This window comes from Mycolicibacterium sp. SMGY-1XX (genome assembly GCF_059132455.1).
Genome location: NZ_CP101139.1, coordinates 5,545,797 through 5,557,900, shown reverse-complemented (window position 1 = coordinate 5,557,900; position 12,104 = coordinate 5,545,797). Strand labels below are relative to the sequence as shown.

11 protein-coding genes are annotated in these 12,104 nt (G+C 66.3%); 6 read left to right on the top strand and 5 right to left on the bottom strand.

The window, feature by feature from the left end:
* Positions 1–26 precede the first annotated feature (26 nt).
* A complete protein-coding gene (locus NL241_RS26545; RefSeq protein ID WP_487694522.1) occupies positions 27–1,331 on the top strand; it encodes a PucR family transcriptional regulator in 1,305 nt (434 codons plus the stop codon).
* Here NL241_RS26545 and NL241_RS26540 read toward each other — a convergent pair.
* Genes NL241_RS26540 through NL241_RS26530 form a run of 3 tightly spaced genes read right to left on the bottom strand, consistent with a single transcriptional unit; the run spans position 1,328 to position 3,694 of the window.
* Positions 1,328–2,059, bottom strand: coding sequence for an alpha/beta fold hydrolase (locus tag NL241_RS26540; RefSeq protein WP_494395480.1), 732 nt, complete (start codon positions 2,057–2,059; stop codon positions 1,328–1,330). The two genes, NL241_RS26545 and NL241_RS26540, sit on opposite strands and share 4 nt — an antisense overlap.
* Positions 2,056–2,616, bottom strand: coding sequence for a carboxymuconolactone decarboxylase family protein (locus NL241_RS26535; protein ID WP_494395479.1), 561 nt, complete (start codon positions 2,614–2,616; stop codon positions 2,056–2,058). The genes NL241_RS26540 and NL241_RS26535 overlap by 4 nt, the downstream gene beginning before the upstream one ends.
* On the bottom strand, positions 2,606–3,694 hold the full coding sequence (locus NL241_RS26530) for an LLM class flavin-dependent oxidoreductase (protein ID WP_494395478.1): 1,089 nt from the start codon (positions 3,692–3,694) through the stop codon (positions 2,606–2,608). Before NL241_RS26530 ends, NL241_RS26535 begins: the two co-directional genes overlap by 11 nt.
* A 277-nt stretch (positions 3,695–3,971) precedes the next feature.
* On the opposite strand from NL241_RS26530, the gene NL241_RS26525 reads away from it, so the two are divergent.
* The 5 genes from NL241_RS26525 (at position 3,972) to NL241_RS26505 (ending at position 10,207) form a co-directional block, all read left to right on the top strand.
* On the top strand, positions 3,972–5,030 hold the full coding sequence (locus tag NL241_RS26525) for a substrate-binding domain-containing protein (RefSeq protein WP_487694518.1): 1,059 nt from the start codon (positions 3,972–3,974) through the stop codon (positions 5,028–5,030).
* Between the two features lie 32 nt (positions 5,031–5,062).
* Complete coding sequence (locus NL241_RS26520; protein WP_487694517.1) at positions 5,063–5,902, top strand: ABC transporter permease; 840 nt, start codon at positions 5,063–5,065, stop codon at positions 5,900–5,902.
* A complete protein-coding gene (locus NL241_RS26515; RefSeq protein WP_494395477.1) occupies positions 5,899–6,942 on the top strand; it encodes an ABC transporter permease in 1,044 nt (347 codons plus the stop codon). The genes NL241_RS26520 and NL241_RS26515 overlap by 4 nt, the downstream gene beginning before the upstream one ends.
* Positions 6,942–7,685 (top strand): ABC transporter ATP-binding protein, encoded by a 744-nt coding sequence (locus NL241_RS26510; protein WP_494395476.1) that lies wholly within the window; start codon positions 6,942–6,944, stop codon positions 7,683–7,685. The genes NL241_RS26515 and NL241_RS26510 overlap by 1 nt, the downstream gene beginning before the upstream one ends.
* Before the next feature lie 251 nt (positions 7,686–7,936).
* Positions 7,937–10,207, top strand: coding sequence for a SpoIIE family protein phosphatase (locus NL241_RS26505; RefSeq protein WP_494395475.1), 2,271 nt, complete (start codon positions 7,937–7,939; stop codon positions 10,205–10,207).
* Here the strand turns inward: NL241_RS26505 and NL241_RS26500 are convergent.
* Entirely contained in the window at positions 10,195–11,061 is an 867-nt protein-coding gene (locus tag NL241_RS26500; RefSeq protein ID WP_494395474.1) for a fumarylacetoacetate hydrolase family protein, read from the bottom strand. The genes NL241_RS26505 and NL241_RS26500 overlap by 13 nt on opposite strands.
* Positions 11,058–12,092 carry an Ldh family oxidoreductase gene (locus NL241_RS26495; RefSeq protein ID WP_494395473.1) on the bottom strand — a complete coding sequence of 345 codons (1,035 nt, stop codon included), beginning with the start codon at positions 12,090–12,092 and terminating at the stop codon, positions 11,058–11,060. Before NL241_RS26495 ends, NL241_RS26500 begins: the two co-directional genes overlap by 4 nt.
* Positions 12,093–12,104: the final 12 nt, after the last annotated feature.

Below are 12,104 nucleotides of genomic sequence, written 5' to 3'. Positions count from 1 at the left end.
ATTGCAAAGCTGGACAGGGGTGCCCTTTGACGACCACCGTCGACCGAACCCAGGACGTGCCCGCAGGTGAGGCCGTCATGCCCACGCCGTTGCAATTGTGGCGTGACAACCGGCCGCTGCCGGAGTGGGTGCGGTCTCTGGCGCGGGATTTCGACGCCGACAGTCTGGTCGAGGGCATCATCGGTCGCTGCGTCGCGATCGCGTTCCCCACCCACGCTCACGACGACGACTTCCGCGCCGCGCTGACCGCCAGCACCCGCGCCAACGCCCGGGCACTGCGCTCGGTGGTGGCCGGTGAGATCGCCCTGGAGGATGTGTACCTCACCGAGGTGCTGTCCTTCGCCAAAGTGCAAGCCCAGCTGCGCATTCCGCAGAAATCGATGCAACGGTCCTACCGCATCAGCTTTTTCACGATGTGGGAAGCGTGGAGCTCGCACCTGCGTGACATCATCGTGGCGCGCGATGTCGACCGCGACGAGGCGACGCTGGCCCAGCAGTTGCTCACCCAGACCATTCTCGCCTACCAGGACTTCGTGGCATCGCAGGTCGCCGAGACCTACACCCGGGATTACGAGGCGCTCAACCGGTCTCGGGCGCACATGCGACGCAGCCTGGTCAAGGACATCCTGCGTGGCGAGGGGGAGGCGCTCTCGGGATCGGATGCCGCGATCCTGGCCTACGAGCTCGGCGGCCGGCACATCGCCGTCCTGTTGCCCACCGTGGCCGAGGGTGCGGCCACCCAGCTGGCCGTCGGCATGCGCACGGCGGTCAGCTGCCAGTCGTCGCTGGTGTATCCCCTGAGCCTGAATTCCACGGTGGTCTGGCTGGGCCGCATCGGGGAGTGGAAGCGCGCGATGTTCGAATCGCTGGACCAGGTGCTCAGCGAGGCGGGCGTGCCCGCGTCGATCAGTGGTGCACATGCCGGCATCGACGGGTTCCGGGTCACTCTCGACGAGGCGACGGATGCCGAGAGGATCCGCGCCGCCTCGGATCGGCCCGGTGCGCCGTCGGTGGTCCACCACAACGACGTCGGCCTGGAGATCCTGTTGATGCGCGACCCGCGGCTGGCCCGCCAGTTCGTCGAACGCGAGCTGGGCCCGCTGGCCCTGGACACGGTCGACGCCGCGCGGTTACGCGAAACACTGGAAGCTTCTTTCCGTTTCGGCTCCCACGTGGCAGCTGCCGAGCATCTGCAACTGCACGAGCACACGGTGCGTAACCGGCTGCACAAGGCCGAGGAACTGCTGGGTCACCCGATGGGGGAGCGGCGCACCGAGCTGCAGGTGGCTGCCCGGTTGATGCGCCTGCTCCCGCCATCGGAAGACAGCTAGGCGGGAACCGCGCTGCGCAGCACCGCCGCAAACCGGTCCGGGAACTCCACGGCGCAGGCGTGCTTGCCCGGCAGCCAGTACACCGGCCCGGCACCTGTGGTCTGGGCCAGCCATGCGGCGGCCTGCCGGAACGGCGGAGTGTCGTCCTCACCGCACACCACCACCGTCGGCGGCAGCGCACCCGTCAGCCGGTCGCGCAGGTCCGTCTCTGCCAACAGATCGCAGGAACGGGCGTAGCCTTCCGGGTCAGTCGCCCGGAAAGTGCTGCACGCCTGCAATACTCGCGGGTCACCGGCGTCCGCCAGCTCAGGGGTGAACCACATCGCCACCATCGGATCCACCAGCGCCGCCATGCCGTCGGTGCGTGCGGTGTGTGCGCGGTCGCGCCACATCTGTTGCATCGCCTCGGGATAGACGGGGACGGTGTCCACCAGATACGCCGAGGCGACGAGCTCGGGGCGGGTGGCCGCCAGCTGCTGGGCCACCAGCCCACCGAGTGAGATCCCGACCAGGTGCACCGGCGTGCTCAACAGGGCGATCTGGTCGGCCACCACCTCCGAATAGGCGTCGATCCCGGTTCCCGGCGGCAGCGCGGGTGCGCTGCCGTGGCCGGGCAGGTCCAGTGCCACCGAGGGGTGTGGTCCCAGCGCGGCGCGTACCGGATCCCAGAACCGGTGGTCGGACCCGAGGGCGTGTAAGAGTACGAACGGGACAGATGTGGTGCTCATGCGTGACTCCTCGTGTGCGGTAGGCGTTCGTATTCCGGGGGTACCGGTGTGTGCGCGGCATTCATGGTCATCGCCAGCGTCGTGTAGTAACCGGCGACGGCGATGAGGTCGACGACACCGGATTCACCCACGTGATCGCGGGCCCGGTCGAAAACCGCATCGGAGACCCGGCGGGTGTCGAGCAGTTCCCGCACCAGCGTCCACACCGCGTGGACATCTGGAGGTCCGGTGACGGCGGCACCGCGGCTCACGGCCTCGACGACGGCGTCGTCGAGGCCGGCGCAGCGCGCGAGCGGCGCGTGGTAGCCCCATTCGAAATCCTGGTTCCAGTCGCGGGCCACCACCAGGATCACCAACTCCCGCAGGTGCAGGGGAACCGTGGAGTCGAAGCGCAGATAGGCCCCCACCTGTTGCAGTCGGGTCATCAGTTCCGGGCTGCGCAGCAGTGGCAGGAACGGGCCGAACAGTGAACCGCGCGGCCCGGCGGTGATTGCCTCGACGGCTGTCTTCTGCTCGGCCGTCAACGCGTCCGGAAGCGGCAACCGATCAGCCTGCATCGACAAGCGGCATCACCTTCTCGGCCATGAGCTCCATCGACCGCCGCGCCAATCCCGGGTCCACCCAATCCAGCCCCGCGTACACCAATTCACCGAAATCGCCGGTGTGAGAACGGAACTCGATCAACTGCTCGGCCACCGAGTCGGGAGTGCCGGTGATCACCAACTGGTCGAGCACGTGATCGACGGTGATCTCGTCGTCGGGCTGGTCGCGGCGCGACTTGAACAGCTCGAGTCGGCCGATCTTGCGCATCTTGAACAGCATCTTCTCGTAGTAGTACCGGTAGGGGCTGCGCGGGTCGAGCCGGCCGTAGTCCTCGGCGACCTTGGCGTCGTCGGCGACGAACACGGTGCGGGCCACCCGCCAGTCGGCGACATCGGCCGCCTCGCCCGCCGACTCCTTGCCTTGCACGTAATTCGGCCAGTGTGTGGCAACCCATTGCGGCAGAAGGAAGTTCGCGGACAACGGATGAAAGTTCCTGGCGCCCATGGCGATGACACCCTTGGAGAACGGCGCGACGACGGTACCGACGATCTCCGGGCGCGGTTGCTGCAGGGGCTTGGGCAGTATGCCGACACCCATCTGGTCGTTGAACGTCTTCTCGGTGGTGACCGGCCAGCGTCCACCCGGTTTCACCAGCTTGTACGGGGGTTCGCTCTCCCAGATGGCGGTGATGATGTCGATGGACTCGGCGAACATCTCGTTGCGGTCCTCGTCGAGGATGCCCAGCACCTCGGCGTCCGAGGGCAGTGCGCCGGGGCTGACGCCGAGGATGAACCGGCCGTCGGCCAGATGGTCGAACATGGCCGAGTTGGCGGCCACCAGCACCGGGTGCTGCTGGGACAGGTTGGTGGTGCCGGTACCCAGCTTGATCTGCTGGGTGTCACTGATCAGCGTCGCCAGGAACACCAGGCTGTTGGTGATGTTCTCGTGCCGATCGGTCAGGTGTTCGCCGATGAAGGCGTCGTGAAAACCGAGCCGGTCGGCCAGGATCACCGCCTCCCGGTCCTCGCGCAGGGTCTCAGACCACTTGCGGCCGGCGGGATGTAGTGGCATCGAGAAGTAACCGAGTCGCATGGGTCCTCCAGATCGCGACGGACAGGTGGTTCCAGTAGACGGCGCGGGCCCGGCCCAGATCAGTGGCGTGAAACGCGATATCCCGTCTGCCGGGATCACGCGAAACGTCAACGCGCCGGCGCCCACCCGGGGGACGTCACAGGCCGCGACAACGAGTTGACGAGAAATTCACGTGCGACGACATATGCCCTGGCGCGGGCTGGCACTGTACTGAGTGGCACATGTCACAGTCTGCATTCGCCAAAGACGGTGGATGTGCACTTAAGGAGGAGCGCCCGTGACCGTTTTGAAGAAACTCCGCGTCGCCGCGGCCGCCACCATGGCACTGACGCTTGTCGTCGGCTGCGGTGGCGGTGGCTCCGAGAGCGCATCAGGCGGTGACGGAAAGGTCATCCGTTTCGCGTTCGCACCGGATCCGGTCTGGGATCTGCTCTCCGACTCCGGTGAGTTGGCCAAGTGGCAGGACGAGAACGACATCACCATCGAGACCAGCACCACCTGGGACGAATTCACCTACTTCGCCGGCGGCCATGGCGACATCGTGTCGATGTCCACCCAGGAGACCCCGGTCCTGGAGATGCAGACGGGCATCAAGACGGTGACGTTCGGCAAGTACAACTACCAGCGGGTGCCGTTGCTCAAGCGCGCGGGCGATCCGTACGAGACGCTCGAGGACATCCCCAAGGGCAGCAAGATCTGCGTCTCCGGCCCGACGTCGAACACTGCGTTCTGGACCGTGCTCGCCAAGGAGATGCACGACCTCGACTACCGCGTCGGCGGCGGCGACTTCCAGCTGATCGTCAACGACCACTTCGTCAACCCGACCAACCTGCTGCGCGGCGACTGCGAGGCCGCCGCCGTGATTCCCGAGGCGGCCGTACCCCAGCTGCGCAAGGGCGAGCTGGAGATCATGTACGGCGGCCAGCTGCCGTTCCAGCTCTACAAGGAATTCGCTCCCGACAGCGACGACAAGCTTCATGTGGTCGGCAACAACTTCACCGCCACCGAGGAGTGGTACAACGCCAATCCCGATCTCGCGGAGAAGTTCCTCGAACTCTGGCAGCACGGTGTCGAGATGTTCCAGGAGCAGAAGGCCGATGTCATCCGTAAGTACCCGCAGCACTTCTCGGTCGAGTCCGAAGAGGACATCAACTACATGATCGAGTTCATGTCGGGGGACAACGACTGGTTCGTCGACAAGGTGGCGCTGGAGCCCGACTGGATCCCCGTCGAGACCGAGATCTGGAACCTGATGAAGAACCTCAACCCCGAGAACGCCAACTACCTGCCCGCCGACGCGCCCACCCCGCGCTTCGAGGCCGTCAAGACCCCCTGAGCCCGACACTCCCGACAACACGAGAGGCGACAGTGTCCACGACGTTGGAGTCACCACCCAAGACGCCTACGCGGACGAGCGAAGAGGACATCGTTCGCGCGGCGAAACGCAAAGACAGATTGACGACATGGGGCTGGCGTCTGGCCGGTTACGTGTTCTTCCTGGGGATCTGGGAACTGGCCTCCGGGAACCTGATGGACGAGCGGCTGCTTCCCGGCCCGTCGACGGTCTTCGAGACCTTCGGCAGATTGTGGGCCTCGGGTGAAGTGCCCGGTGCCTTCGCCACCACCTTGACCCGCATCGGTATCGGTTTCTTCCTGGCGTTCATCGTCGGTATCGGTATCGGCATCCTGATGCAGAACCGTTTCCTCAACGGGTTCTTCCGTGACGCGGTGACCATCGGTGTGACGACCCCGGGCCTGATCTGGGCGCTCATCACCGCGATCATCTTCGGCAACCGCACTGCCGGCCCCATCATCGCGATCGTGCTGACCACCTTCGCCATCATCACCGTCAACATCTCCGAGGGCATCAAGTCGATACCCAAGGACCTCAATGACATGGCGAAGTCGTTCGACGTCGGGGTGGTGAAACGTAACCGGCACATCGTCATTCCGCACCTGGCGCCGTTCACCTTCACCGCCGTGCGGTTCGGCTTCTCGATCGCGTGGAAGGTGACCGTGCTGACCGAGGTGTTCTCGGCGTCGCAGGGCATCGGCTTCGAAATGCGCACCGCCACCCAGCTTTTCCGGCTCGATGAGTTCCTGACCTGGATTCTCGCCTTCTACTTCGTCGCGCTGTTCCTCGACAAGGTGGTCCTCGAGTCGATCGAACGACGGTTCTTCTCCTGGAGAGGGGAACTCAAGTCATGAGTGTCCTGAACGAAACCCGCGCATCCAGGCACATCGGCCCGCCGCCACCGTCGCCGCTGACCACGCTGTGGCGCAAGCTGACCCGCAGCTCGATGACCGGCCGCATCCTGTTCCCTCTGGTCTGCCTGGTCTTCTGGGTTCTGGCCATCAAGCTCGTCACCACCATCTGGCCGTTCTCCGTCGACGTCCTGCCCACCCCCGGCCAGGTCTTCGGTTTCATGGCCGACGAGATCCGCGGTGACACCCTGGCACCGCACAACATGTACGTGACGTTCGGTATCTCGTTGCAGCGCTTGGCTGTCGGCATGGTGATCGCGTTGATCATCGGCACCGTCATCGGTATCGCGATGGGCCTGTCCAAGGCCGTCGACGCCTTCTTCAACGACTGGGTGGTGGCCATCCTGGCGATGCCGAACCTGGCCTGGGCGCTGTTCTGCAGCCTGGCGTTCGGGTTCGGTGATCTCGGGCCGATCATCACCGTGGTGCTCACCGGTGTGCCGTTCGTGATCATCAACGTCCGCGAGGGCGTGCGGAACACACCGACGGACCTGTTCGACATGGCGCGGGCGTTCGACGTGCCACGCAAACGGGTCATCCGTCAGGTACTCATCCCGTCACTGATGCCGTTCCTGTTCGCTGCTGCCCGCTATTGCTTCGCGCTGGGCTGGAAGGGATTGGTGGTCGCCGAGGTGTTCGGCGGCCAGGACGGCGCCGGCTGGACCATCAAGTTCTGGTACGACGCCCACCGGGCCTACGGCGTGATCGGCTACGCCCTGCTGTTCGTCGTCTTCGCGCTGATCTTCGAGAAGTTCATGTTCGACCAGCTGTCCAAGCGTCTGTTCAAGTGGCGGCCCGCCGTCGACATCGAAGTGGTCGAAGAGCGCTTCGACGGGCCGTCGAAGGCCGCGGTCAAGGCTGCGGAGTCCGCGGGAACCACCACCGGCGCAGCGCTGGGCAGCATCACCCTGGCCACCGAAGGTCCGAAAGCGCTGCCCGACGAGACCGACCCCGACACCCCCGACACCCGAAGGAAAATCTGATGGCCGAGATCATCGTTTCTGACCTGCACAAGGAGTTCGGCCTCGGTGCCGACAAGGTCATCGCCCTCGAGAACGTCAACCTGGAGATCAGCGGCCATACGTTCGTCTCCATCGTCGGCGCCTCCGGCTGCGGCAAGTCCACGCTGCTGAACATCCTCAGCAAGATCGACGTCCCCACCAGCGGCCGGGTGACCATCACCCAGGACGGTAGACCCGCCCGCGCCGGCTACGTGTTCCAGGCGGCCCGGCTCCTGCCGTGGCGGTCGGTGATGGACAACATGCTGTTCGTCCAGAAGGACAGGTCGGAGGCCACCCGCAAGCGCTGCCAGCACTACCTGGAGATGGTGCAGTTGGGCGACAAGGGCGACAAGTATCCCGGTGAGCTGTCCGGCGGTATGCAGCAGCGTGTCGGCATCGCCCGGGCGTTCGCCACCGAGCCCGACGTGCTGTTCATGGACGAGCCGTTCAGCCATCTCGACGCCATCACCTCGCGCACGCTGCGCTCCGAGCTGCACACCATCTGGGCCTCGACCGGCAAGACGGTGGTGTTCGTGACGCACGATGTCGGTGAGGCCGTCGAGCTGTCCGACCGGATCCTGGTGTTCGCCAAGGGCGGCCGGCTCGCGGACGACATCAGACTGACGCTGCCGTTCCCCCGCGACGTCGCCGACGCCGACGTCGCCGTCAAGAAGGCCGAGGTGTTCAAGACCTTCGAGGACATCGGGGCCCTGGCCGTCTCCTAGAGATTGACCTTGAAGGGAGATCCCCAGACAGGCCGAGCGCGCGTGTTTGTACGGTGACACTCCGTGTCAGACGTACAAACCCGCGCGCTCGGCCTTGGGTGTGTGTCCTCAACCCGGTCGGCGGGGGCTGCAGAGTGACACACCGGAGCTACTGATGTTTGATTGGTGAGAGCGCAAACAAAGCTGCGCCATCGCACCGATGAGTTGGAGGCCTGGCTGTTGCCCGTCACCGAAGCCACGAGGATGTTCGCGTGAGCAGTGGTAACGGTCAGCCGGTCGACGGTTTCGTCCCGGTCGGCACCCCGATCGACCTGGACAACTGCGCTCGCGAACCCATTCACATCCCGGGCAGCATCCAGCCGCGCGGTGTGCTGGCGGTGGTGCGTGAACCGGACTTCCACATCCGTCAGGTCAGCGCCAACGTGGAGGAACTGCTGGGCCGCCGGGTCGAGGATGTCCTGGGCCGGCATCTGTCCGCGCTGATCGGCGACGACCAGGCCGCCCTCATCGAGCAGGCGACCTCGACATTCAGCGACTTGCGGCCGCGCAATCCGCTCGATTGTGTCATCGACGTCCACGGCGAGCCGCGGCCGTTCGACGCGATCCTGCACCGCGAACCCGACGGCGTGCTGCTGGTCGAACTCGAAATCGCCTATGGTGCGCGGCCGTTCTCGTTCCCGAACACCTACCAGGCGGTGCGCAGCTCGGTGGAGGAGCTGAACCGGGCCGCCACCCTGACCGAGCTGTATGACACCACCGCCCGGGCGGTCCGCGACCTCACCGGTTTCGACCGGGTGATGGTCTACCGCTACGACGCCGACTACAACGGCGAGGTGGTCGCCGAGGACAAGAGGGAGGACCTCAACTCCTTCCTGGGCCTGCACTACCCGTCCACCGACATCCCGGCCCAGGCGCGCGCGTTGTACGAGAAGAACTGGATCCGGTTGATCTCGGATGTCGGCTACACACCGGCACCGCTGGTCTCAACCGTCGAGTTCGCCGACGGGGCGCCGCTGGACCTCACCTTTGCCACCCTGCGCAGCGTCTCACCCATCCACATCGAGTATCTGCAGAACATGGGCGTGCACGCGTCGATGTCGATCTCGCTGCTGCGTCACGGGCGGCTGTGGGGGCTCATCGCCTGTCATCACTACGCGGGCCCGCATCTTCCGCCGTTCGGTACCCGGGCGGCGGCCGAGTTCCTGGGTTCCACGCTGTCGCTGCGTCTTGTCGACCAATTCGAGGACGACCAGTTGCGCAACCGGCTGGCCGCCCAGGCTGTGTTGACCGAACTCACCGCCGCCACGCTGGATGACCGCCGCCCGCTCGCGCCTGCGCTCCTCGGAACCCCCGGGCTGCTGGATCTGGTGCCCGCCGACGGTGTGGTGGTCGATCTGCACGGGGGTCGCCAGACACGTGGATCGGTGCCCTCGGACGAGGTGGTGGCCGCCGTCGCCGGGTGGGCGAGTGCGGCCGGCGACGAGATCGTGAGCACCGATCACCTGGCCGGCGTGCTGCCTGGGCTCGAGCTGGATCCTCAGGTGGCCGCCGGCGCGCTGGCGCTGAATCTTCCCGACGGCCAGTGCGTCGTCTGGTTCCGGCGTGAGGTGATCCGTTCGGTGGACTGGGGCGGCGACCCGTACAACAAGGCGATCGCCGTGCGCGAGGGCGACGAGGTGCGGCTCAGCCCGCGCAAGTCGTTCGACCGGTGGCGCGAGCTCGTACACCGCCGCAGTCAACCGTGGACACAGACCGAGACGGAGTCCGCTGAGGCGTTGCGCCGTCACCTGGTGGAGTCGCTGTATCACCGCACCCGGGCTGCGCTGCGTGTGGCCGAGCTGCTGCAGCGCAGCCTGATGCCCGATTCCATGCCCGCAGTGGACAATTGGAACCTGTCCGCCCACTACGAACCCGCCGCCGGCGATCGGGTGGGCGGCGACTGGTACGACGTGTTCGCGTTGCGCGACGGCCGGTTGATCGTGGTCGTCGGCGACGTGGCCGGCCATGGTGTCACCGTTGCGGGCACCATGGCCCAGTTGCGCAACGCGTTACGGGCGCAGTTGTTCGCCGGTGTCACGCCGGCCGAGGCGCTGACGCAGCTCAACGGCTTCTCGCTGCACATGTTGCCGCGCGCGTTCGCCACCGTGTTGGTGGCGAAGGTGGACCTGGACTCAGGCCGGGTGGAGGCAGCTTCCGCCGGACATCTCATGCCGTTTCTGACCAACTCGGTGCCGCGGGCCGTTCCGGCGCCCATTCAGCTGTCTCCGCCCATCGGTGTCGCCAAGGGCGCCAAATATGTTCCGAGCACGTTCACCGTCGACCCCGGGCACGGGTTGGTGCTGTACTCCGACGGTTTGGTCGAGCGGCGCGGGTCGGCCATCGACGACGGCCTCGATCGGCTGGCCGTCACCCTGGGCCGCGCCGGCGATGTACCGGCAGCGCACATCTGGTCGGCAATGGGGTTGGGGGATACCGACGACGACGTCACCATCGTGACATTGCGCCGGGATCACACCGCCTGATTGACCAGCGTGCCCAGCCCGTCGATGCTGACCTCCATCACGTCGCCGGGGACCAGGAACTTCGGGGGAGCAAAACCGAGTCCGACACCCACCGGAGTGCCCGTGGCGATCACGTCGCCGGGCTCCAGCAGCACCGCAGCCGAGATGGCCGCGATCAGCCGGGGGATGTCGAAGATGAGCTCTTTGATCGTGGTGTCCTGTCGCAGTTCACCGTTGACCCGCGTCTGCAGGCGCAGGGTGGTCACGTCGGCGATCTCGTCGGCGGTCACCAGTGCCGGCCCCATGGGACAGTAGGTGTGCGCGCTCTTGCCGATGAAGAACTGCACGTGTTTGCGCTGCAGCTCGCGGATGGTGACGTCGTTGACGATGGTGTAGCCGTACACATGCTCCCAGGCATCGGCCTCGCTGATCTGGAACCCGCCCGGCCCGATCACCACCGCCAATTCGCCTTCGTAGTCACTGGTTCCGGTGGGGTCGGCGCTGACGACGACGGGGGCGCCGGGGTCGGTCAGCGAGGACAGCGCCTTGGTGAAGATCACCGGCTCGTCGGGCACCACCTGCTTCTGCGATGCGTCGAAACCGCTGCCGGCGAACTCTTTTGCGTGCTCGTGATAGTTCTTCCCGACGCACATGATGTTGTTGCGCGGCCGGATCGGGGCGAGCAGGTGCACATCCTCCAGCGCGATGCGCGAGGAACCCAGTGCGGCGGCCCGTTGCAGTCCCTGCGCCCCCAGAGCCACGAACTCCACCATGGTGGTCGGCAACGTGTCATCGCCGGCCAGCGGGATCACCTCCGCACCGTCCAGGATGCCGATCCCGACGTCATCGGCATGACGAAAAGTGACCAGCTTCATGGGATCTCCTGTTCGGTGAACGGCGACTCGACGCCCAGCCGGCGGGCCAGCGTATCCAGATCGGTGGCCAGCTTGGCCGGCACGGGGACCCCCCGTTGCTCGTTGTCGCGCCGGGTCGCCGCGGCTCCGTCGCCGGGCAGCCGCACCGGCCCGCCGTCTCTGGTGCCGGAGTCCCGCAACGCCGACAGATGCTCGGTCAGCGCGGACAGCACATCGCCCTGCGGGCGGAACAGATCCGCGCGCAACACAATGATGGCCTGACCGGTGTTGGTGGGGGTGCCCAGCTCGCGGCGGTGATCGATCACCTCGGCGCCGAAGGCGGCGCCGTTGAGTACCCCGGCCAGCAGACCGAAGGCGATGGTCAAGCCGGCGCCCTTGTAACCGCCCATCGGCACCAGAAAACCCTCGTCGGCGCGGGCCGGGTCGGTGATCGGCTTACCCTCGGCGTCGACCACCCAGCCTTCGGGCATCGGAACACCCTGCTGCGCAGCCACTTTGATGCTGCCGTGCGACGCCGCGGTGGACGCGATGTCGAGGACGAAGGGATGGGTTTCGGTGGGGATCGCGATGGCGACCGGGTTGGTCCCCAGGACGGGGCTGGTGCCTCCCCACGGTGGCATGCCGTTGGAGTTCGCCACCGCCAGGTAGATCCCGATGAGACCGGAGTCGGCGGCCATCTCGGCATACAGTCCGGCGGCCCCGGCGTGGTTGGAGTGCACGGTGCCCACCCACGCCAGACCCGAGGCTTTCGCTTTGGTGATGGCGATGTCGGTGGCGTGGGTCATCACCACCTGACCGAGTCCGTTGTCCCCGTCGACCAGCGCCGACACCGGTGTTTCGTGCTGCGTCGTGATAGCCGGTGCCAGGTTGACACCACCGGCCTCGATCCGCGCGACGTACGGCGCCAGCCTGATCAGGCCATGGCCGGTGCGGCCCCGCAGATCGGCCTCGACCAGGCGCCGAGCGGTGATGTCCGCGTGTGCTGCCGACACCCCGCAGGATTGCAGCACCGCGGCCGCGAAGGCCGTCAATTCCTCTGGGCT

Coding starts and splice junctions, on each gene's coding strand:
- NL241_RS26500 (WP_494395474.1), bottom strand. CDS start 11,061: ATGAAGCTGGTCACTTTTCGTCATGCCGATGACGTCGGGATCGGCATC.
- NL241_RS26510 (WP_494395476.1), top strand. CDS start 6,942: ATGGCCGAGATCATCGTTTCTGACCTGCACAAGGAGTTCGGCCTCGGT.
- NL241_RS26530 (WP_494395478.1), bottom strand. CDS start 3,694: ATGCGACTCGGTTACTTCTCGATGCCACTACATCCCGCCGGCCGCAAG.
- NL241_RS26515 (WP_494395477.1), top strand. CDS start 5,899: ATGAGTGTCCTGAACGAAACCCGCGCATCCAGGCACATCGGCCCGCCG.
- NL241_RS26540 (WP_494395480.1), bottom strand. CDS start 2,059: ATGAGCACCACATCTGTCCCGTTCGTACTCTTACACGCCCTCGGGTCC.
- NL241_RS26535 (WP_494395479.1), bottom strand. CDS start 2,616: ATGCAGGCTGATCGGTTGCCGCTTCCGGACGCGTTGACGGCCGAGCAG.